The sequence below is a fragment of the Pseudomonas fluorescens NCIMB 11764 genome (assembly GCF_000293885.2).
GTDB lineage: Bacteria > Pseudomonadota > Gammaproteobacteria > Pseudomonadales > Pseudomonadaceae > Aquipseudomonas > Aquipseudomonas fluorescens_B.
Genome location: NZ_CP010945.1, coordinates 4,768,996 through 4,790,519 on the forward strand (window position 1 = coordinate 4,768,996; position 21,524 = coordinate 4,790,519).

The 21,524-nt window shown below is 59.8% G+C and carries 20 protein-coding genes and 1 pseudogene; 19 read left to right on the forward strand and 2 right to left on the reverse strand.

What is annotated here, in order from left to right; all coding sequences use genetic code 11:
- Positions 1–143: 143 nt before the first annotated feature.
- Positions 144–1,577 carry an aldehyde dehydrogenase family protein gene (locus B723_RS21765; protein ID WP_017338915.1) on the forward strand — a complete coding sequence of 478 codons (1,434 nt, stop codon included), beginning with the start codon at positions 144–146 and terminating at the stop codon, positions 1,575–1,577.
- 70 nt (positions 1,578–1,647) lie between these two features.
- Here the strand turns inward: B723_RS21765 and B723_RS21770 are convergent, their stop codons facing one another.
- A complete protein-coding gene (locus tag B723_RS21770; protein WP_017338916.1) occupies positions 1,648–2,934 on the reverse strand; it encodes an OprD family porin in 1,287 nt (428 codons plus the stop codon).
- A gap of 224 nt (positions 2,935–3,158) precedes the next feature.
- On the opposite strand from B723_RS21770, the gene gcvA reads away from it, so the two are divergent.
- From gcvA to scpA, 17 genes are all read left to right on the forward strand, one after another.
- Complete coding sequence (gcvA, locus tag B723_RS21775) at positions 3,159–4,064, forward strand: transcriptional regulator GcvA (protein WP_017338917.1); 906 nt, start codon at positions 3,159–3,161, stop codon at positions 4,062–4,064.
- Between the two features lie 94 nt (positions 4,065–4,158).
- Positions 4,159–5,097: an NAD(P)-dependent oxidoreductase gene (locus tag B723_RS21780; RefSeq protein ID WP_017338918.1), complete on the forward strand. Its 939-nt coding sequence runs from the start codon at positions 4,159–4,161 to the stop codon at positions 5,095–5,097.
- Positions 5,098–5,341: 244 nt separating this feature from the next.
- A complete protein-coding gene (locus B723_RS21785; protein ID WP_017338919.1) occupies positions 5,342–5,701 on the forward strand; it encodes a Zn-ribbon domain-containing OB-fold protein in 360 nt (119 codons plus the stop codon).
- Positions 5,698–6,843: a thiolase family protein gene (locus tag B723_RS21790; protein ID WP_017338920.1), complete on the forward strand. Its 1,146-nt coding sequence runs from the start codon at positions 5,698–5,700 to the stop codon at positions 6,841–6,843. Before B723_RS21785 ends, B723_RS21790 begins: the two co-directional genes overlap by 4 nt.
- Position 6,844: 1 nt before the next feature.
- A complete protein-coding gene (locus tag B723_RS21795; RefSeq protein WP_017338921.1) occupies positions 6,845–7,609 on the forward strand; it encodes an SDR family NAD(P)-dependent oxidoreductase in 765 nt (254 codons plus the stop codon).
- 10 nt (positions 7,610–7,619) lie between these two features.
- On the forward strand, positions 7,620–8,426 hold the full coding sequence (locus B723_RS21800) for an enoyl-CoA hydratase/isomerase family protein (protein ID WP_031318940.1): 807 nt from the start codon (positions 7,620–7,622) through the stop codon (positions 8,424–8,426).
- A gap of 18 nt (positions 8,427–8,444) precedes the next feature.
- On the forward strand, positions 8,445–8,855 hold the full coding sequence (locus tag B723_RS21805) for a PaaI family thioesterase (protein ID WP_017338923.1): 411 nt from the start codon (positions 8,445–8,447) through the stop codon (positions 8,853–8,855).
- The gene (locus tag B723_RS21810; RefSeq protein ID WP_017338924.1) at positions 8,845–10,050 is read left to right on the forward strand and encodes a CaiB/BaiF CoA transferase family protein; all 1,206 of its coding nucleotides are present in this window, start codon (positions 8,845–8,847) and stop codon (positions 10,048–10,050) included. Before B723_RS21805 ends, B723_RS21810 begins: the two co-directional genes overlap by 11 nt.
- A gap of 364 nt (positions 10,051–10,414) precedes the next feature.
- Positions 10,415–10,897, forward strand: coding sequence for an MSMEG_0572/Sll0783 family nitrogen starvation response protein (locus tag B723_RS21815; RefSeq protein ID WP_017338925.1), 483 nt, complete (start codon positions 10,415–10,417; stop codon positions 10,895–10,897).
- 84 nt (positions 10,898–10,981) lie between these two features.
- Positions 10,982–11,926 carry a Nit6803 family nitrilase gene (locus tag B723_RS21820; RefSeq protein WP_017338926.1) on the forward strand — a complete coding sequence of 315 codons (945 nt, stop codon included), beginning with the start codon at positions 10,982–10,984 and terminating at the stop codon, positions 11,924–11,926.
- Positions 11,927–11,930: 4 nt separating this feature from the next.
- Entirely contained in the window at positions 11,931–13,010 is a 1,080-nt protein-coding gene (locus B723_RS21825) for an MSMEG_0568 family radical SAM protein (RefSeq protein WP_017338927.1), read from the forward strand.
- Between the two features lie 13 nt (positions 13,011–13,023).
- Positions 13,024–13,587, forward strand: coding sequence for an MSMEG_0567/Sll0786 family nitrogen starvation N-acetyltransferase (locus tag B723_RS21830; RefSeq protein WP_017338928.1), 564 nt, complete (start codon positions 13,024–13,026; stop codon positions 13,585–13,587).
- A complete protein-coding gene (locus tag B723_RS21835; RefSeq protein WP_017338929.1) occupies positions 13,577–14,572 on the forward strand; it encodes a sll0787 family AIR synthase-like protein in 996 nt (331 codons plus the stop codon). The genes B723_RS21830 and B723_RS21835 overlap by 11 nt, the downstream gene beginning before the upstream one ends.
- A gap of 1 nt (position 14,573) precedes the next feature.
- Positions 14,574–14,900, forward strand: a complete 327-nt coding sequence (locus B723_RS21840; protein ID WP_017338930.1) for an MSMEG_0570 family nitrogen starvation response protein — start codon at positions 14,574–14,576, stop codon at positions 14,898–14,900.
- A 26-nt stretch (positions 14,901–14,926) separates the two neighbouring features.
- Positions 14,927–16,150, forward strand: a complete 1,224-nt coding sequence (locus B723_RS21845) for an MSMEG_0569 family flavin-dependent oxidoreductase (protein WP_017338931.1) — start codon at positions 14,927–14,929, stop codon at positions 16,148–16,150.
- A gap of 95 nt (positions 16,151–16,245) precedes the next feature.
- Positions 16,246–17,055 (forward strand): Pnap_2097 family protein, encoded by an 810-nt coding sequence (locus B723_RS21850; RefSeq protein WP_238588290.1) that lies wholly within the window; start codon positions 16,246–16,248, stop codon positions 17,053–17,055.
- Complete coding sequence (scpA, locus tag B723_RS21855; RefSeq protein ID WP_017338933.1) at positions 17,052–19,226, forward strand: methylmalonyl-CoA mutase; 2,175 nt, start codon at positions 17,052–17,054, stop codon at positions 19,224–19,226. The genes B723_RS21850 and scpA overlap by 4 nt, the downstream gene beginning before the upstream one ends.
- On the opposite strand, the pseudogene B723_RS33770 reads toward scpA, so the two are convergent.
- A pseudogene (locus B723_RS33770) lies at positions 19,150–19,308 on the reverse strand (DUF934 domain-containing protein); the annotation flags it as partial. The gene scpA and the pseudogene B723_RS33770 sit on opposite strands and share 77 nt — an antisense overlap.
- A 270-nt stretch (positions 19,309–19,578) precedes the next feature.
- Between B723_RS33770 and B723_RS21860 the strand changes: the two are divergent.
- The gene (locus B723_RS21860; RefSeq protein WP_017338934.1) at positions 19,579–21,483 is read left to right on the forward strand and encodes a sigma 54-interacting transcriptional regulator; all 1,905 of its coding nucleotides are present in this window, start codon (positions 19,579–19,581) and stop codon (positions 21,481–21,483) included.
- Positions 21,484–21,524 lie beyond the last annotated feature (41 nt).

Genomic DNA, 21,524 nt, shown 5'->3' on the forward strand with positions numbered 1-21,524 from the left:
TTGAAAGTTGTTTGATATTTGCTCAATCGCCAACACCATAAAACTCAGTTGAGCAATATGAATCTGCTGGTTGTAATAGGTATTCGTAATGGAGTTTTAAACAATAAAGACGAGCCTCACTGCAGTTTCAGAGGAGACACACAATGTTTGTAAAAGTTAACAGCTTCGTCGATGGCCGTTCCATGGAGCCGGCTGACGGGCAGTATGTCGACAAGATCGATCCGCGCACCGGAGCCAAGATCAGTGAAGTCGCCAGCAGCGGGGCGAAGGATGTGGCTCTGGCAATCGAGTCGGCAGCCTCCGCGCTGCAAGGCTGGCGCGACATGCGCCCCGCCGAACGTGGGCGCATCCTCAATGAATTCGGGCGTATCATCCGTCAAAGCGAAAATACGCTGGGCGCGCTGGAAAAGGCCGATACCGGTAAACCCGGCAGCGAGATGGCGGCGCTGATGGACCTGACCGCCCAATACTTTGAGTTTTATGGTGGCATCGTCAACGTCATGGACGGGGACGTGATTAACCAGGGCCCCGACTATCACATCTATACACGCCGAGATCCCTTTGGCGTGATTGGGGTCATCCTGCCTTGGAACGCCCCGCTGCACCAGGCAGCGCGCGCTATCGCTCCCGCCCTCGCTACCGGCAATACCGTGGTGGCCAAACCCTCCGAACACACCTCTGCCTCACTGGTGGAACTGGCACGCATTGCCGTGCAAGCCGGAGTGCCTGCCGGAGTCTTCAACGTCATCGTGGGCAAAGGGAGCGTGATCGGCCCCGCCATGGCTCACAACCCGCATATCCGCAAGATTTCCTTTACCGGCGGTCTGCGCGCGGGGCAGGAACTGGGACACATTGCCGCTGAACGCATCCTACCGCTGACCCTTGAACTGGGCGGCAAGTCCGCCAACATTGTGTTCGACGACGCCGACCTCGATGCGGCCGCCAAAGGCTCGACCAAGGCATTTACCTGGAACAGCGGCCAATGGTGCGCTGCAGGCACGCGGTTGCTGGTCCAGGAGAATATCCATGACCGCTTCGTCGACAAGTTGGTTGCCGAGGTGGGTGCCCTGCGCGTCGGCCCGGAGGATGACTCGACGTCCGGGCCGATTACCACTCATGCGCAGTTCGAGAAGATCCAGAGCTACTTCGCCATCGCCGAACGCGAGGGGCTCAAGCCTGCAATCGGCGGCAAGGTGGCCGTACACGAGGGCTATGAAGAGGGTTGGTACATCGAACCGACGGTATACACCGGTGTGAACAACGATATGACCCTGGCACGCGAGGAGATCTTCGGGCCTATTGTCTGCGTCATTCCCTTCAAGGACGAAGCCGATGCGCTGCGGATTGCCAACGACAGCGAATTCGGCCTCGGTGCCGGTATCTGGAGCCGTGACATCGGCCGGGTGCATCGGGTCGCCGCGCAACTGGAGGCCGGCCGGATTGTCGTCAACGAGTACAGTGGCGGTTTCGTCCAGACGCCATGCGGTGGCTTCAAGCAAAGTGGCTACGGTCGCGAGCAAGGCATCGACGCCCTCTCCCACTATACCCAGCTCAAATCCGTGATCATTCGCCTTTAAATACTTTTCACACACAAAAAAAAGGGCACAGCCATTGGCTATGCCCTTTTCGTTTACGGTCGACGACTGTTTACCAGATCGGCAGGGAGTAGCTGAGGATCACCCGGTTCTCGTCGATATCGCTGGCAAAGTTGCTGCGCGTGCTGGCGTTTTTCCATCTAACGGCAAGGTTTTTCAACGCACCGCTCTGAATGACATACGCCAATTCAGTGTCTCGTTCCCACTCTTTTCCAGCCTGAACCTGGTTGCGCACACCCACCTGGTCGCCCGACAGATAGCGCGTCATGAAAGTCAGGCCAGGAATGCCAAGCGCCGTGAAGTTGTAGTCGTAGCGCAGTTGCCAGGAACGCTCATCTTGATTGCCGAAATCATTTATCTGTACCAGATTGATCAAATACGCGTCGGTGCCGTTGAGGTTGGCAAAGCCGGTTGCCCCGCTCATGCGTTGATAGCCAAGGCCCAGCGAATGGCCGATCGCGCTATAAGTGAACATCGCGCCGAGGGCAGAGTTTTCGACGTTGCTACCGCCCTCATCAAGGCTTCGCGCCCAGCGGATATCGGACGTAAGCGTTTGTCCTTCGGTGAGCGCCAACTTGTGGTTCAAGGTCAGGTAGTGCTGCCGGTAAATGCCATCAAGAGCGCCATAGTGGTAGGCCGTACTCAATGCTGGCGTCCAGCGATAGGTCCCCCCCGCAAAATCGAAGCGCTCACTGCTTGTCTTCCGGCCTGGCCGGATATTGCGTGCAGCGCCGTTAAATACCGTCATGGGCTCATTGTCGCTTGAGTTACGCAGGTTGATCCGGTCGAACCGCCCGAGATCGAAAGTCGTATTGCTCAGGTCGGCACTATTGAACCAGGCGCCGCGAAACGTCTGCGGCAACAAACGCGTGTCGTTGTACATCGCCACGGGCAGTTTGGGCGTCAGGGTGCCGGCTTTCAGTGTGCTTTGCGCCATGCGTAACTTGGCGGTCAGCCCCAACTCGCTATATTCATCCTGGGCACGGCCGCCCGGGTCGCGATCAGTAACGAGCAACCCTGTGCCGGTTCTGGATGGGCCCGAGTCCAACTTGATGCCGAGCATGCCCAATGCATCCATGCCAACGCCGATCACTCCGGGAGTAAAGCCGGATTCATAGCGCAGGAGAAAACCCTGGGCCCACTCCTCTGCCTTGCTTTGAGCCGCACCTGATTGGCGAAAGTCGCGATTGAAGTAGTAGTTGCGTAAATCCATGCTGGCTTTGCTGTCGGTGATGAAGTCCGCAAAAGCCGGCGAATGCACAGTGCTGACTGCGCCGCACAATGCCAGTCCTGAGGCGCGTTGAAAATGCTTGCGATGGCGCGTTTTGGCGATCTTCATGAATGGATCTCTTATTGTTGTCGGGAGCTGCATCACGACCAGATGGCGCGTGCGCGCCGATCGTAGAAATCGCAGCCCCCTGACGACAATCGAATAAAACGGGCGCCCACCTTGAGCTTTTATCAAGCGTTCACTTTATTGTTGGGATGCGCCGGGCAATTAAATACACTCCGCGTCCTCGTTTTTTCCAATACAGTAACTTCCAACAACAAGAGATGACTTCCATGGACCGACTGCCGCCACTGAATGCCATCCGTGCGTTTGAGTCCGTAGCGCGTCATTTGAGCATCACCCATGCCGCCGATGAGTTGAATGTCACGCCGGGTGCGGTCAGTCGGCAGATCCGCGCACTCGAGGAATTTCTCGGCCTCGACCTGTTTGTGCGCGGGCATCGGCAAATCACCTTGACCCATTCCGGCGAACAATATTTCCGTGCTGTGGCCAGGATGATCGAAGACTTGCGCGGCGCCACGAAGAAACTCATGTCGCCGCCTCTGCGTCGGCAAATCAAGGTGCGTGCCTACACCACGTTTGCCATGCAGTGGTTGATACCCAGGCTCGCCAGCTTTCACGCCGAACATCCCAAGATCGAGGTGCTGTTGACCGCATCGCTCGAGCCGGTCGACTTTCACAAGGAAGACATCGATGCCGCGATCCGTCTTGGTGCCGGCGAATGGCCCAATTGCAATTGTTACGTGCTGAGCGATAACCGTCTTGCACCCGTCTGCAGCCCTTCTCTTTTGCAACATGGTCCGGGCCTGAGTACACCCGCCGACATCGCGCAGTACACCATGCTGCACTCGATCGCCAGGCCCGAAGATTGGCGCTACTGGCTGGAGGCAAGCGGCGTGAGCCGTGACGTCGATGCGCTTGCCGGAATGTCATATCAGAGTTCTTCGATGGTCTATGCCGCTGCCGCTGGTGGCCAGGGCATTGCCATGGCGCAGTTGTTCCTGGTCGAGAAGGAGTTGCGTGACGGCACGCTGATCAAACCTTTCGATCAAGTCGTCGACATGGGCGTGTACACCTATTATCTGCTCACGCCAAGGCACCGCGAAGAGAGCGATGACACCCGGGTTTTCCGCGAGTGGATCCTCGAGCAGGCACGTTTGACCCGCGAAGGCGCTTGAGTTTTTATCAACCAAAACGCGCCAATAACTCCTTTGTCGCAGGGTAAACGGCAAACCTAGGATGGTGTCTTCCCAATAATAAGGACGACACGCGATGAGCCGACTTCCAACGCATTCAGACGCTGCATCCATCGAAACCATCGGTTTTATCGGGTTGGGCGCCATGGGCCAGAAAATGGCCCATCACCTGCTCGACAATGGCTATGACCTGAGTCTGTTTGACCCCAATCCGCAGGTATTGGCGCCCTTGCTCGCACGCGGAGCGCGCAGTCATGGCAGTCCCCGTGATGTCGCCAATCACGCGCGGATCGTGCTGATCTGCGTGCCCACTCCGGAGATCGTCGAACATGTGGTGCTGGGTGACAATGGGGTCATCCACGGCCAACAGGTGAAAATCCTGGTGGACCACTCAACCACCGGTCCGAGTATGGCCCGACGTATTGAACAGGCACTGCGCGATCATGGTATCCAGGCATTGGACGCGCCATTGGCGGGTGGCGTGACCGGCGCACTCAATGGCACCCTCTCGGTGATGGTGGGCGGTGACAAAACTGCCTACCAACTGTGTGAACCGGTATTCGCCTGTTTCGGCAAAAAAGTCGAACACATCGGCACAACGCCAGGCCTGGGCCAGACCTTGAAGCTGGTCAACAACATGATCGTTGGCGCCACGCTGGTCGCCACTAGCGAAGCAATGCTGTTCGGTATCAAGTCCGGGCTCGAACCCGGGCAAATGCTGGAAATGCTCAACGCCAGCACTGCGCGCAGCTTCAGCAGCGAACAGATACTGGCCGGCACCGTGATGCAGCGCGAATTCGATTTCGGCTTTCGCCTGGACTTGATGCGCAAGGATGTAAGACTGTTCCTCGCAGAGGCGGAAAACGTCGGCACACCGGCCTTCACCTGCGCCGTGGTCAAGCAGTTCTTTGATCAAGCCATGAGCGACGGTGACCCAGCACGCGACATGACCCATGTGGTCAAGGTGCTCGAGAAAATGGCCGGCGCAACCATCGACGGGCATACCTCATCCTAGGCTCACCCCCCTCCTTTTCTGGATGCAGGCAAGCTGGCTTGGCCCGCAGTTTTCAAAGCGTAAAATAAACCAGGCGGGCCGCTAAGGCCCGCCGTCATCTGTGCCTTTGAAGGTGCCCTCTGCGGCTGCTGGTTTGATTTTTTCTCAATTCAACCGCGTTTTTATATCGTTTGTCGCCCATTGAGGCGTGCCCGAACATACCTCCAGACGTTCGCAATCGAGCGCAATAAAAACAGGAGGTCACATGAACAGTCCGTCACCCGTCTGGGCATCCACTACACCGCCCCGGCTTGCTGCTTCACGACATTTGGGCACTGGCGAAATCTTCTTTCCTGCGGTCACTGCCGATTCGCCCCTGGCCGATCAGTTCCAGGACACCACCCTGAGCGTGGAAGGCCGCGTGTACAGCTTCACCATCATGCACCCCAGCCCCAAAAGTGGTTTGAATCCCTTCGTCCTGGCCTACGTCGACCTGCCCGGTCCTGTGCGTCTTTTCGGCCGCCTCAAAGCCAGCGGTGACCGTCCATTCATTGGCGAAAAATGCCGCGTGATTGCCGATGAGACTTTCGGCTACGTATTTGAATCCCTGGAGATACGTCCATGACCCAGATGCATGTAATGGGCGCTGCGATGACGCCCTTTGGCCGCCACATTGGCGTGATGGCGCCGGAACTTGCCCAGCGAGCGATCCTTGACGCGGTGGCCGATGCCGGCGTCTCCCTTGCAGACATACAGGCGGTCTATTGCGCCAATGTGCTGGGCGGGATGATTCTCGGACAAGTGATCCTGCGTGACCTGGGCCTCAAGGGCATTCCGGTCTACAACATCGAAAACGCCTGCGCCAGCGGCGCCACCGCCGTCCACCTCGCTCGGCATGCGCTGATGTCCGGGCAATACGAGCGGGTACTGGTGTTTGGTATCGAGCAACTGACGGCGTTGGGCGGTGGCACCATCCCCATGCAGCGCAACGATCGCATGACTGATCTGTACGCCACGGCCGGTATGGTCCTGCCGGCAGTTTATGCCATGCGCGCCACACGCTTTATCCATGAGCGAGAAGCCAAGCCAGCCGACCTCGCAGCTGTTGCAGTGAAAAACCGCCACCATGGTTCGCTCAATGAGTATGCGCAGCAGCGTACCGAAGTCAGCCTGGAACAGGTGCTCAGTTCACGGATGATCGCCGACCCGCTGACCCTGTTGCAGTGCTGCCCGTCGCAAGTCGATGGCGCCGCCGCCATGGTGCTCGGAACGCAGCCTGGGCCACAGGCCAAAGCTGTCAAGGTGTTGGGCTCGATCATTGTCTCGGGCATGCGCGAAACCGGTGATGACGACATTCTCGATGCCGAAATCACCGCACGCGCGGCGCGCCTGGCCTATGAGCAAGCCGGGGTTGCGCCCGCCGACATTGGCGTGGTCGAGCTGCATGACGCCTTCACAATCGCCGAACTGCTCTATTACGAAGCCCTTGGCCTGGCGGCGCCGGGCGAAGCCGTGTCGCTGTTGCACTCAGGGGCCACCGCGCTTGGCGGTCGCGTACCGGTTAACCCAAGTGGCGGTCTGCTGGCCAAGGGTCATCCGCTGGGCGCTACCGGCGTCGCGCAAATGGTCGAGCTGACCTGGCAATTGCAAGGGCGCGCCGGCAGTCGTCAGGCCGGCACACCGAAGCTGGGCCTGGCGCAATGCACCGGTGGCGGTATTGCGGGCGTCGATCACGCCGCCTCTGCCGTCCACATTCTGGGAGTTTGAGATGAGCACTCGACATTTCACTGCTACACAGGTCGCCGCAATCACCGGCGCCGCTCGCGGCATTGGTCTGGCTATCGCTGAACGACTGGCGCGCCAAGGCGTATTTGTCTATCTGTTGGACCGCGACGAAGCAGCACTCGCCGCAAGTGTTGAGGCCTTGACGGGGCATGGTTTGAAAGTCGCCGGCATTGCGCTGGACTTGACCGAAGGTGAGGCCGTCAATGCAGCGTTTGCGCGGATCCACGAAGCCCACGGGACGCTCGACTTTCTCGTCAATAACGCCGGTGTGGTCAGGGACAAGCGTTTCCTGAGCATGACTGAGCAGGATTGGGACCTGGTCGTCGATACCAACTTGCGTGCCCAGTTTCTGTGCTGCAAGGCCGCCCTGCCGTTGATGCTGGAAAAAGGCTTCGGCCGTATCGTCAACATGTCCTCCAGGGCCTGGCTCGGCGGTTTCGGTCAGGCCAACTACTCGGCGGCCAAGGGCGGCGTGGTGAGTTTGACCCGCAGCCTAGCCATCGAGTTTGCCGCCAAGGGCATCACTGTCAACGCGATCGCGCCCGGCATTGTCGATACCCCGCTGTTCCAGAGCTTCGCCCCTGAGGTTCAGGCAAAACTCAAGGAAACCGTGCCGGTAAAACGCATCGGTACCCCAGAGGACATCGCCAACGCCGTCGAGTTTTTCCTCGACCCGGCCAGTTCCTATGTGACCGGACAAACCTTGTATGTCTGTGGCGGACGCAGTCTGTCATCGGCCAGTGTTTGAGGTGAGCGCCATGTCAGTCTCAATGGAACTACAGGGTGCGATTGCGCTGATCACACTGGATCGTCCGCAGGCCTTGAATGCCCTCGATCTGGACTCGCTCCAGGTCCTTCGGGAGCACCTGGTGAATGTGCGCGATAACCCCGCGCTGCGCGTCGCCGTCATCACCGGTGCCGGCGAGCGGGCGTTTTGCGTCGGCGCGGACCTTAAAAGTACCCGTTCTTCGTCAGCCTCATATGCCCAGGCGCTGTTCCTGGCCAATGACCCTGCTGCCGATGCCGGTCTTTACATCCGCTTGATGGACCTCAGCGACCTCGACCTGCACAAGCCACTGATTGCCGCTGTCAACGGTCACTGCCTGGGCGGTGGCCTGGAGCTGGCGTTGCAATGCGACCTGCGCATCGCCTGCAGCAGCGCCTCCTTCGGGCTGCCCGAGGCTGCCGTGGGCTCTATCCCTGCGGTCAGTGGTTTGCACCGGCTGATGCGGGCGATACCGGCGGCCCCTGCCATGCAGATGGCCTTGACCGGGCAACGCATCGATGCACACCAGGCACACAGCATCGGCCTGATCTCCGAACGGCTGGACAGCCACGACGCATTGCTGGCGCGTGCCATGGAGCTCGCCGAGCGAATTGCACAGCAGGCGCCACTGGCCATACAGGCACTGCAAACCCTGTCACGCAGCACTGCGCACCTCAGCGACCGCGATGCCCAGCGGTTGACCGAGTTGTACTGGGGGGTGCTGCGCGATACCGAAGATCGAATCGAGGGCCGTCAAGCCTTCGCCGAGAAACGTGTACCGCACTACAAGGGCCGCTAGGTGGCCCGAGGAGAGATCATGCAATTGCACAATCCCTTTCTTCAGGGCCTGGGTGTCAAGTTGATCCGCTGGGAACCGGGAGAGGCCGAATTTCAGCTGCACATCGCCGAACAACATCTCAACCGTCAGGGCGCCTTGCACGGCGGGATGATCGCCACACTGATGGACGCGGCGTGTGGCTATGCAGGCTTGCACACTGGCGAAGGCGAAGCTGAGATCCATGGACTCACCGCAATGTTGAACATTGCCTACCTGCAACCGGCATTCGAAGGGAGCGTTAGCGCATTGGGCCGGGTTCGCCGCGCCGGCAGGAGCCTCTACTTCGCCGAAGCCGAGCTGCTGTCCGACACCGGCGTTCTTCTGGCCACCGCCCAAGGGACCTTCAAGAAACCCCGGGCGTCGATCCGCGGAGGTAATCATGTTACGTAACGCACTGGAGGGCCTCACCGTCCTCGATTTCACCCAGATCGCCGCAGGCCCGACGGCGACCATGCTGATGGCCGACATGGGCGCTCGTGTGATCAAGGTCGAACCCCGCGAAGGAGAGCTGGGTCGCACCCTGGGGCCAGCCTGGGTGGGCGAGGACAGTGCGCTTTACCACGCTTTCAATCGCGGCAAGCAATGCATTGGCCTGGACCTCAAGCACCCGGACAGCATCGAGGTCATCAAACGCCTGGTGCTGCAAGCCGATGTGCTGATCGAAAGCATGCGCCCAGGTGTGATGACGCGGCTGGGCCTGGGTTATGAAACCCTCGCCGCACTCAAGCCTGACCTGATCTATTGCTCGATCTCGGCCTACGGCCAGGAAGGACCCTATTCGGACCGGGCGGGTGTCGACGGGATTCTACAAGCGGATTCCGGCCTGATGAGCCTGATTGGCACGCCGGGCTCGGCGCCCTGCAAAGTGCAGGCTCCGGTGGTGGACGTGGTCACTGGCTACATGGCCTGCATGGCCGTATTGGCCAAGCTGCACGCCCGTCAGAGCGATGGTTTGGGCGGCCATCTGGATGTCAGCCTGATGAATTCGGCGCTTGCACTGCAACAGTCGTCCATCACCAGCTATCTGAGTGATGGAAAGTTGCCGACTCGCATCGGCAGCGGCGCACCCTACTCGGCACCCAACGAAGCCTTCCAGACTGCGGATGGCTGGCTGATGGTTGCGGCCTACAACGGCAACCGCTGGCCGACCCTGTGCAAAGTACTGAACCACGAAGAATGGATCACCGACCCACGCTACGTCAGCTCCGCACAGCGAGTCGTCCACCGCGCTGAGATGGGCGCCGCGTTGACTGACGTTTTCATCAGCAAACCAACGGCCCATTGGCTGCAGGTGTTGCATGAAGCGGACATTCTCTGTTCGAAGGTGGCCGACTACAGCGATCTGATGACGCATCCACAGATTGCCAGCAATCGCATGCTGGTTGAGCTCAACGATCCTGTACAGGGCGTCGTGCGGGTCCCGGGGTTCCCCATCAACAGCGTGCAGGCTGCGCAAACAGCCTATGGGCCCGCCCCGCAAAACGGTGAACATTCGCGCTCGGTGCTGCGCGACTTTGCGTTTTCCGAAGCACAGATTGCCGCGCTACAGGCATCGAAGGCATTGCACTGTAGCGACGCCCTCTGACGGCCAATGGCTGAAACCCGGGCCCTTTCATCGCAACGCGGTGGAGGGTCCCGGGTTTTTTCTTTTCTGCAAAACACCTGGTTGTTCAAGCTCGCGGCAAATATCGCGGAACCTGAAGCGCACCACTACGATATTTCGTACCGAGCTACTACGAAACTCCGTATTTATACGCAAATTCGTGATCCGGAGATGAACCCCGAGGGGCTTTCAAGACGTTTGAAATTTTAATTTATCGTTGTGTTTCAACGAGTTGATGATCGCAAAGACCAACAGGATTCAAGTGGCACACTTCTCGCTCCAGTCCCTGTAACCGATCGGCCGATCCCGGCCATCGATAACAGCAAGTACTACTGGAGACGACGACATGCCCAATGTGGACATTGCCCACTATCAAGACGGCGACTTTTTGGTCAACTACGAAGAAAAGGTCTTCGAGGACGTCAAGGCCGCACCCGGTGACAAGGCCCTGTTGACCTTCCACACGATCGCCTTCGAAGGCTCCATTGGCCTGGTCAACATGCTGCAAGCCAAGCGCCTGCTGCGCAAAGGTTTTGAAACCAAGATCCTGCTCTACGGGCCAGGCGTGCAACTTGGCGTGCAACGCGGCTTCCCCACCTTGGGCGCCGAGGCCTTCCCTGGCCACTTGGCCGTCAATAACCAGATCAAGGCATTCATGGCTGAAGGCGGTGAAGTCTATGCCTGCCGCTTTGCCTTGCAGGCGCTGTATGGGCAAACCGAAAAAGCCCTGATCGAAGGCATTCGCCCAATCAACCCTCTGGATGTCATGGACCTGCGTCTGCTGATGCGTCGTGAGGGCGCGATGATCATCGATACCTGGACTGCCTGAGTCGCGGCCCGCCCGCTCCGCGCAGGAAGCGGGCGGGCCTGCAAAGACCTTCAGCCTCCCTCCGCCGCCCCAAGGAATTACCCCATGCCCGTTATTCGCGCCGCCGCCGTGCAGTTCAGTCCCGTGCTTTACTCGCGCCAGGCAACCGTCGACAAACTCTGCCGCCAGCTGCTGGAACTGGGCCGCGAAGGCGTGCAGTTTGCTGTCTTTCCGGAAACCGTGGTGCCGTACTACCCCTACTTCTCGTTCGTGCAGCCGCCCTGTGCCATGGCCAGGCAACACCTCATGCTGCTCGAAGAGTCGGTCACCGTGCCCTCGGACGTCACCCGCCAGATCGGCGAAGCCTGCCGCGAAGCCAACCTCGTCGCCTGCATCGGTGTCAACGAACGCGATGGCGGCACAATCTACAACGCTCAACTGCTGTTCGACGCCGACGGCACGCTTATCCAGCACCGACGCAAGATAACCCCCACCTATCACGAGCGCATGGTCTGGGGCCAGGGCGATGGCTCCGGTCTGCGCGCTACCGACAGCGCCGTCGGCCGCATCGGCGCCCTCGCTTGTTGGGAACATTACAACCCGCTGGCGCGCTACGCGCTGATGGCCGATGCAGAACAGATTCACGCAGCGATGTTCCCCGGTTCCCTGGTCGGTCAGATCTTCGCTGATCAGATCGAAGTCACCATCCGCCATCACGCCCTGGAAAGCGGCTGTTTTGTGGTCAACGCCACTGCCTGGCTGGATGCCGGGCAACAGGCACAAATCATGGCCGACACAGGTTGTGCCATCGAACCTATCTCAGGTGGTTGCTTCACGGCCATCGTTTCGCCGGAAGGCAAGCTGCTCGCGCAGATGACCGAGGGCGAAGGGGTGATCATCGCCGACCTCGACTTTGCCTTGATCGACAAGCGTAAACGCATGATGGATTCAGTCGGCCATTACAGCCGCCCGGAATTGCTTAGCCTGCAGATCGACCGCCGAGTCACGGCACATGTGCATGAGCGTGGCGAGGCTTGCGAACATGAATAGCCCAATGATTGCCAGCGATCTGCTGGCCCAACTGCAATGCCATGGCGTTCGCTGGCAAGGCGCCGAAGGTCTGAGCCGCAAGGGTGGAGCGGGCCCGTCGGACCACAAGGCGCTGAGCCTGGGCGCGCACACCGCCATGGTGCCGATGCTCAACCGCGCCTCCCTGGACTCGCCCTACTCTGCCGAACCTGACGCCACCGGCGGCCAGGCGCTGATCTTTCGCGAAGGCTTGCAGGTTGGCCAGGTACAACTGCCGGGCGTGCCGAATTTCTACAGTTTGAGCACCGAAGACGGTACGCCGTACTGGAAGATCGCCACGTTGCACAGCAAGGACGTGTTGGCCACAACCGTGCTGCAACACTGCATCCGCATGAACGAAGCGGCCACTTCCTGCCAGTTCTGCGCCATCGACCAGTCCCTGACGTCGGGCAAGACCATTGCCCGCAAGCGCCCTGCACAATTGGCAGCGGTCGCAAAAGCGGCGGTCAAGCTGGACGGCGTCAAGCACATGGTGATGACCACTGGCACGCCGCAGACGCCCGACCGTGGTGCGGCAATCCTTTGCGAATCGGCGGCGGCCGTAACGGCCGCGGTCGACCTTCCCATCCAGGCCCAATGCGAGCCGCCAGACGACGATGTCTGGTTCGAGCGTCTCAAGGACAGCGGCGTGGTCTCGCTGGGCATGCACCTGGAGGCAGTCACCGACGAAGTTCGCCGGCGGATCATGCCGGGCAAGGCCGAAGTCCCGTTGCAACGCTACTTCAGCGCCTTCGAGGCCGCGGTCAAGGTCTTCGGCCATGGCCAGGTCAGCACCTACATCCTCGCCGGACTTGGCGACAGCGAGGAGGCCATCGCCAACATGTGCGAAAGGCTCGCACGCATGGGCGTATACCCCTTCGTGGTGCCCTTCGTGCCCATCGACGGCACTCCACTGGCCCACCACCCAAAACCCGACAGCGCCTTTATGCAACGGCTCTATCCGCGTATCGGTGCGAGCTTGCGCCGGCATGGGCTGCATTCGGACAACATCAACGCCGGCTGCGCCAAATGCGGCGCCTGCTCGGCCCTGAAACATTACGAGTGACAGGAGCCTGACCATGGCCGAACACGCATTTGCCTTGAGCGAAGACACGTTCCGGGATTTTCTCGCCGACGATTTGCTCGTCAAGCCAGCCAGTGAAACCTGGGAGCGCAGCGGATATTACGCACTGCGCCGCACAGTGTTCTGCGAAGAACAACGTTTGCTGGAGAAAGACAAGGACGAACGCGACTTTCAGGCCATTCCCATTGTTGCCATCGCCCACCACTGCGGCATGCCGGAACAAGTGATTGGCGCCGTGCGGATCTACCAGACCGAGCCCGGTGTCTGGTTCGGCGGTCGCCTGTGCGTGGAGCGGGCCTACCGCCGCCACGGCATGATCGGCAAAGCCCTCGTCAACGAAGCGGTATCGCGGGCTATCGACCTGGGCTGCCAGACCTTCCTGGCCACCGTGCAGGTTGCCAACCAGCAGTATTTCCATGGCTTGCACTGGCAGACGCTTGAGGCAATCGAGCTGCTTGGCCAGCCCCACATGCTGATGCAGGCAGACCTTGATTGCTATCCCTTCATGCGGCGTCAGGTTGCCTTGACGCCTCGCCGGAGCCGCTGTCATGGGGACTGATCTGCACACCCTGTTGGCAGCATTGAAGAACACGCCAGCAATGCGTTCCAAACAAGCTATCCAGCAACCAGCGCGATTCATGCAAGCGTTGACGTGCAGCGACGATGCGCGCTACGCGTTACCCGGTGACGACACCGCAGCCATCCGTTGTGGCGACCAATACCAACTGCTCGCCATCGAGGGCATGCTGCCGAACTTTGTCGCCCAGGCGCCGTGGTTCGCCGGTTGGTCGTCTGTCATGGCCAACGTCAGTGATATTACCGCCATGGGCGGTCGCGCCACGGCAGTGGTCAATGCCTATTGGCATCACGATGTCGAAGCAGCCGACAGCGTGCTCGCCGGCATTCGCGACGCCTGCAATGCCTATGGCCTGATCCTCGCGGGCGGTCACACCAGCCTCACCCCGGACAATCCGACGGCACTCGCCGTGGCGATCACTGGCTGGGCCCGGAGCCTGCTCTCGAGCCTTCATGTCGCGCCCGGTCAGGCCCTGGCCATGGTCGTGGACCTCAACGGCCAATGGCACGGCCAGGCGCCGTACTGGAAAGCGTTCGAAGGTGTGCCCGGCGAACGATTGCGGGAAAAGCTCGAAGTCATTCCGCGCCTGGCCGAGGCAGGCCTGTTGCTGGCCGCCAAGGACATCAGCAACGCGGGGATTCTTGGTTCCTTGCTGATGTTGCTGGAGCCGACAGGATGTGGCGCGCGAGTCGATCTCGGCGCCCTGCCCCGACCTGGGGATGCGCCTTTGGAACGCTGGCTGCAAGCCTTCCCCAGCTACGGCTTCCTGTTGACCCTCAAGCCAGAAGACCTGGCCACTGTGCAGGCGGCCTTCGCCTTTGAAGGTTTGCACTGCGCGCCAATCGGCACGATCAACGGCAGCGCCAGCCTCGACGTACAACTGGCCAACCAGCACGACGAATTCTGGAACTTGCGACGACAGCCCTTTACCGGTTTCAGCTACCCCAACCTGATCAAGGAGCACTGACATGCCCGCCGTCAACATCCGCTTGCGCTGGCCCGATGGCCAGGAGAGCAACGCCTACTCGCCGTCCACCACCATCTACGACTACCTGCAAGCGGGTCAAAGCTATCCCCTCGACGAATTTCTGCGCCGGGCGGAAACCGGCCTCAACAACGCCTCCGAACGGGTCAGGCAGGTCAAGGGTTTTTATTGCAGCGCTGCGATGGACACGCTCGGCAGCCTGCGCCTGAGCGCGAGCAAGTTCAATGCGCGCGAGGCGCAGGTCGAGGTACTGGAAATCAAGAACCAGGGCGCCGGGCAGGTTAACTACGCCGGATTTTCCGACATTTGAATCACGACTTCTCAGAGGACCACAGCATGAATCACTACAAAGCGATCGTCGTCGGCGGCGGCCAGGCAGGCCTTTCTGCCAGTTACTACCTGCAACAGCAAGACATCGACCACCTGGTGCTGGAAAAGCACACCCTGACCCACACCTGGCGCAACCAGCGCTGGGACGCCTTTTGCCTGGTGACTCCCAACTGGCAATGCGCCCTGCCCGGCTATCCCTATGCCGGTGACGACCCGCACGGGTTCATGAAAAAGGATCAGATCATCCGCTACCTGGACGGATTCATCGCCAAGGTCAACGCCCCGGTGCGTGAGGGCGTGACCGTACAACGCATGAGCGCCCGCGCAGAAGGCGGTTACCTGCTTAACACCAGTGCAGGCGACTTCAGCGCCGACCAGGTCATCGTCGCCAGCGGCGGCTACCACACCCCGATCATTCCGCGCCTGGCCGAACGCCTGCCAGCCGAGATCAAGCAAATCCACTCCGAACAGTACCGCAACCCCGATGCGCTGCCAGAGGGTGCAGTCCTGGTGGTCGGCTCTGGGCAGTCCGGCGCGCAAATCGCCGAAGACCTGCACCTGGCCGGCCGCAAAGTCTTCCTTGCAGTAGGCGATGCGCCGCGCTGCGCGCGCTTTCACCGCGGCAAAGACGTGGTCGACTGGCTGGCCGAGATGGGCTACTACGACATCGGTGTTGATGTGCACCCTCTGCGCGAGGGCGTACGCGACAACACTAACCATTACGTCACCGGCCGTGACGGCGGGCGTGACATTGACCTGCGCCGCTTCGCCAGCGAAGGCATGCAACTGTTCGGCCGCCTGGAAAGCCTGGACGGCACCACCCTGAAGTTCGCCCCTGATCTTGGCACCAACCTCGACGCAGCGGATGCCGTGTACAACCGAATCAATGCGAGCATCGACAAGTACATTGCGGAAAAAGGTATTGAGGCCCCCGCCGGCACGGTCTATGAGCCACTGTGGACGCCCGGGCAGGAAACCACCGATCTGAACCTGGCAGGCTCGGGCATCACCAGCATCATCTGGTGCATCGGCTTCCAGCCGGACTTTACCTGGGTCGACGTCCCCGTATTCAACGGCCGCAGCTATCCCGGCCATCAACGCGGCGTGACTGCCCGAAAGGGCCTGTACTTCCTCGGTTTGCCATGGCTACACACTTGGGGCTCGGGGCGGTTTTCCGGGGTGGCGCGCGATGCGCAGTTCGTGGTCGAGCATCTCGCTGCTTGCCGCTGACCTTTCGACTGGCATTTATCCGTCGGCCCTGCGCGGGCCGACGTCAGGGGTTTCGCATGCATAACGTCAGCCTCGAACAGACTTACCTCGCCAGCATGCCCAATCTGGCGTACACCGGCTTGTCCGAAAACTGGCTGCTCAAGGAATGCGGTCACCAGCACTGGCTGGCGCTCGCCGGACTCTACGACCGACCACTCCCCGATTTTGTCGACGCACAGGGGCGCACAGCCTATGCCGCCTTCACCCTGGTCAAAAGCCAGGGGCTGCAGTTGCAGGCGATCACCGAGAATCGCTCGTTCAGGATAGAAACAAAACTCGGCCGGGCGGGCCAAACCCGGCATTACAGCGAACATCGGCTGATGCTCGGCCAGCGTTGCGTCGCAGAAATCAGCCTGATGTCGGCCTTTGTCAGCCGCCATACGCCGGGGGACAACCGTAGCGTCGCCAAAGCCAGCCTCAGGGGCACAGCACCGATTGAGGCCACCCTCCCCACCTCCCTGCAAACCTTGCATGCGTTCGGCAAACAGCTGCGTAAAGGCGACTGGCTCAAGCACTTCGAGATCAGCCGTGCCGCGTCATCAGCAACATCGGTCTTCTCATTCACCCCTTGCCCCGACGTCGACTTCAATGGCGCCGAATTTCTTTACTTTGCCAACTTCCAGGCGCTGGTCGAGCGCGCCGAGTGGAGCGTACTGGGGCTGCGCCGCCCAGGTTTGGTAAGGCAACGTGAAATCCACTTCCACGGCAACCTCAACATTGGCGACAGCGTTCACGTTCATCTGCATACCGCAGAAGCTGGCCAACATTCACGGCATTGGTGCGAGGTTTTTCGCCAGTCCGATGGCTACAAGCTTGCCGATGTCTTTACCGAGAAAACCTGGCTTCGGGAGTGCACAAGGCCATGACTCGTTCTCCGTTGTACCGCGCCCCCGGCCTGCAACTCAAAGCGCTTTACCGACCCTGCGATCTTGCCGGCATCGAACATCTGGATAGCGATCCGGGCAAGCCGCCTTATCTGCGCGGCCCCTACGCCAGCATGTACACCCACAAACCCTGGACGATCCGTCAATACAGCGGTTTTGCCGACGCCCGGTTGTCCAATCAGCGTTTACGCCAAAGCCTCGCCGAGGGGGCCCAGGGACTGTCCGTTGCATTCGATCTGCCGACCCATCGTGGTTACGATTCTGACGACACTCACTGCAGCGCCGACGTCGGCAAGGCCGGCGTGGCCATCGACAGTGTCGAGGACATGCTTGAATTGTTCGACGGCATTGCACTGGACCGGGTTTCCGTGTCGATGACTATGAACGGCGCGGTTCTTCCAGTTCTGGCAGCCTTTATCGTGGCCGCCCAGGAGCGCGGCATCGCCAGGGAGCAACTGAGCGGTACCATCCAGAACGACATTCTCAAAGAGTTCATGGTGCGCAACACTTATATCTTTGCGCCCGAACCTTCGCTGCGGATCTGCACCGATGTCATCGAATACCTCGCCCGGCACATGCCACGTTTCAACCCCATTTCAGTGTCCGGCTATCACTTCCAGGAAGCCGGCGCCGATCCAATACTCGAATTGGCACTGACCCTCCTCAACGCGCGAACCTATGTCGAGCAGGTGCGACTTCGAGGGCTGGATATCAACGCCTTTTGCGCGCGAATGAGCTTCTTCTTTGGTGTCGGCAACGACTTCTTTACGGAGGTGGCAAAGCTACGGGCTGCGCGTGTTTTATGGAATGAGATCAGCGAACAGATGGGGGCCGACAAGCCGCGCGCCAGGGCCATGCGCATGCATTGCCAAACCTCCGGCTGGACGTTATGCGCACAGGACCCGATGAACAATGTCGTGCGCACGACCGCACAGGCCATGGCCGCAGTATTTGGCGGCACCCAGTCACTGCACACCAATGCCTGGGATGAAGCCCTCGCACTGCCCAGCGCAAGTTCGGCAAGGCTGGCAAGCAACACCCAACAAATCCTGCAAGAAGAAACCGGTCTGACCGATGTCATTGACCCTTGGGCCGGCTCCTACATGATGGAGTCCTTGACCGCGTCAGTGTGCCGCGAGGTTCGCGCGTGTATTGCACGCATAGACAGTGAAGGCGGCGTGGTCGCGGCGATCAATAATGGCTCGATCAGCACGATGATCCATGCCCAGGCAGTGCAGACACAAGCGCGGCTCGATACCGGAGCGCTACGACGGGTCGGAGAACGGACAGCCAGCCCGACATCGCAAGCCCTCCATACGGTCTATCCGGTGGACAGCTGCGCGGTGCGTCAGCGTCAGAACCAGCGACTCACGCAATTGCGTATCAGGCGAGACGAGGCGGCGGTACAGGCGCACCTTCAGGCGCTCACCCATTGCGCACGGAACGGTCAGGGCAATCTGCTGGAACTCGGCATTGCCGCGATCAGCGTCAGAGCGACCGTAGGTGAGTGTACGAAGGCACTGGAGAAAGCCTGGCCTCGTCACCGTCAGGCACCTGCTTTTCTACCCCGCGGCTATGGTGCCCTGCGTGGCCAATTGCCTGGTTGGTCGGCACTTTGTGAACGTACTTCACGCTTTTCGACACAGCATGGCCGGCCGCCACAGGTACTGCTCGGAAAACTCGGCCAGGATGGCCATGATCGCGGGATCCGCTTGATCGCCTCAGTGCTCGTCGAAGCAGGATTTCGGGTCACGATGCTGCCACTGTTCCAGAGTCCAGCCGAACTGCTGGCCTCCATGAACGCCGATGGGCCGGTCGATCTGATCGGATTTTCCAGCCTTGCAGGTGCGCACAACGAAATACTCTGCGACCTGCTCCTACAGCTGCATCGCCAGCGCATCGACGTTCCCGTCGTGCTGGGCGGGATCATTGCGCAATCGGACATCGCCTCACTCACCCAGCAGGGTGTGCGTGCCGTCTTCGGCCCAGGGGACGATGTGCTCAAAATCGCCAATCAGTTGATGAGCCTTGTCGAGCAACAATCTGTTCAAAGCCGCGCACGGAATGCGGCAGGATTCAGCGGCGCCGAAACAGCGGCCGGGGCTCAATCGCCAAGCGCCCATACTGCACGCTCATACCAGCCAGCCCCCTGAGGGCATCGTCAGGGGATTTGTCATCACGCACCGCAATTTGCTCGGTACTCAACGACGGGCGATCACTTTGCCCAAGGCTGCGCTTGCGCTGATATTCATTACAGATTCAGATCTCGTATAAAAACAGGATCAGACTCAACTGAACCTGTCCGGTAGGCGCGCCCTATCTGATATCTTTTTTTTAAACGGTTGCTCTGCCTGTTTTACCTCAAACAACTAGCACCTGACCTTTCACCGCTGGCGCTCATCACATCAATCTGCGATGGTTTTTTACGGCTCATCTGATGCTATCAATGAACCCCGAACTCCCGTAGATATACGAAAATTCGTAACGCCACGAGATGTCGTACCCATGAACGAAACCGACTCCATCACTGGCTGGGCCGACCTGGCCTACTCTTCACGACATATGGTTTTCGAGCATTGCGCCGAAGCCATTGCCCTGCTCAACCCCTTCTCCGACCGCTTGGTGGACCTGAACATCGCAACCTGCAAGTTGCTCGGTTACCCGCGTCAGGAACTGCTTGATCTGCCTGTGAGCAAACTGTTCGGTCATCAGTTGGCGGACTTGATCGTGTTTACCCAAGCCGTCATGGACAAAGGTCGCGGCTGGACTGAAGAACTGAGTTGCAACTGCAAGACCGGTGAGCGCATCGAATTGACGATTTCTGCCACAACCTTGCAGATCAAGGGCCAGCAGCAGCTTATCCTGGTACTGCGAGAACTGAGCCATGAGCAATACCAGCGTGACCAGGCCCACACTGAGCGCACCATGCGCGGCGGGCTGATCGAGTGGCGCAATATCCTCAACCTGTTCCAGGAATCGGAGCGTGATAACCAGTTACTGCTCAGTTCGGTGGGGGACGGTATCTACAGCATCAACACAGAGGGCCTGGCTACTTTTGTCAATCCGGCCGGGGCTCGGATGCTGGGTTGGGAGCCCAAGGACATGATCGGCAAGAACATCCACCGCATACACCACCACACCCATGCCGACGGCAGCCATTACCCGGTCGAGAGCTGTCCGATCTACAAGGCGGTGCGTGATGGTGTGGTTCATGAAGGACGCCAGGAGATCTTCTGGCGCCGCGATGGCAGTTCGTTCCCGGTGGAGTTCACCAGTACTCCAGTGATTTCCGATGGCCGAATCGTCGGGGCCGTGGTGGTTTTTCGGGATATTACCGAACGGCGCAATACCGAAAACCAACTGCAAAGTGCGCTTGATGAGCTGCAGGTACTGAAAAAACGGCTGGAAGAGCAAAACGCCTACTTGCAGGAAGAGATTCATATCGAGCACAACTTCCGCGAAATCGTTGGCCAGAGCGCCCCCATTCTAAAAATCATCAAGCAGATCGACGTGGTTGCCCCTACCGATGCCAGCGTACTGATCAACGGCGAGTCGGGCACGGGTAAGGAATTGATCGCCCGTGCGATTCATCAGGCCAGCCGTCGCAACGCAAGTCCGCTGATCCGGGTCAACTGCGCGGCAATTCCCACCGAGCTGTTTGAAAGCGAATTCTTCGGACATATCCGTGGCGCCTTTACCGGTGCTGTCCGCGATCGCGTCGGGCGCTTTGAACTGGCCGATGGCGGCACGCTGTTTCTCGACGAAATTGGCGAAATCCCCCTGGAGCTGCAAAGCAAGCTGCTGCGGGTTTTGCAGGAAGGCCAATTCGAACGGGTCGGCGAGGAGCGCACGCGCAAGGTCGATGTCCGGATCATTGCTGCCACCAATCGGGACTTGCGTCTGGAAGTGGCGGACAAGCGTTTTCGCGAAGACTTGTATTTTCGCCTTAACGTATTCCCGATCCAGTCTCCCGCACTTCGCGATCGTCCCATGGACATCGCGCCGCTCGCTGCGCACTTCCTTAAACAAACCGCAAAGCGGCTAAACATGCCTGGGCGTCGACTGCGCAACCTGGATATCGAGCGCCTGCAGCGCTACTCCTGGCCGGGCAATATCCGCGAGCTGCAAAACGTCATTGAGCGTGCGCTGATCACTTCAATCGGCGTAGACCTGACGCTCGATCTGCCCGAAGAGAACAAACACAGTCCTCTGCTGACTCAACCCTCCAGCGTCTCCCCCACGATCATGACCGATGCCCAGTTGCGCGAACTGGAGCGCAACAACATGCAGGCTGCGCTCAAGGCCGCTGACGGCAGATTGTTTGGCAAAGGTGGAGCAGCTGAACTTCTTGGGCTGAAACCCACGACGTTGGCTTCAAGGTTCAAACGGCTGGATATCAAACCCGGATAGCATCATGTCAGCCGCCCGCTTGCCTGCGATCCTCGCGGAGC